The sequence below is a fragment of the Plasticicumulans sp. genome, assembly GCF_035331805.1.
GTDB lineage: Bacteria > Pseudomonadota > Gammaproteobacteria > Competibacterales > Competibacteraceae > Plasticicumulans.
Genome location: NZ_DAOLKE010000490.1, coordinates 1 through 571 on the forward strand (window position 1 = coordinate 1; position 571 = coordinate 571).

General features: G+C 72.9%; 1 protein-coding gene. It reads left to right on the forward strand.

Translation table 11 applies throughout. The features are described from left to right. The coding region (locus PKE44_RS18705) for a TolC family protein (RefSeq protein ID WP_324554247.1) at positions 1–539 on the forward strand (539 nt) is incomplete at its 5' end. Positions 540–571: the final 32 nt, after the last annotated feature.

Genomic DNA, 571 nt, shown 5'->3' on the forward strand with positions numbered 1-571 from the left:
CGGCACTGCGCGCGCCCGAGGCGCTGGCGCTGCCATCGACGATCCCGGCCGAGCTGCTCGGCCGGCGCCCGGACCTGATCGCCGCGCGGCTGCGCGCCGAAGCGGCAGCGAAGGACAGCACGGCGGCGCGCGCGGCCTTCTATCCGAACGTCAACCTCGCCGCCTTCGCCGGCTTCCAGGCGCTCGGCCTGTCGCATCTGGTCGAGGCCGGCAACCGCTCGCTGTCGGTGACGCCGGCCGTGACGCTGCCGATCTTCGACTCGGGGCGGCTGCGCGCCAACCTCGCTGCCAGCGAGGCCGGCGGCGACATCGCCATCGAGCAGTACAACGCCGCGCTGGTCGACGGCCTGCACGAGGTCGCCGATGCGCTCGCCAGCGCCCGTTCGCTGGAAACGCAGCAGGCCGAGCAGCGCGCCGCGCAGGCGAGCGCCGAAGAAGCCCTGCGCCTCGCCAACCTGCGCTACCGCGAAGGGCTTTCCAACTACCTGACCGTGCTCAGCGCGCAGACCGAGGTGCTGGCGCAGCGCACGGTCAGGTAGTTGGAAAGCCCTTCGCGGTAGCGCAGGTTGGC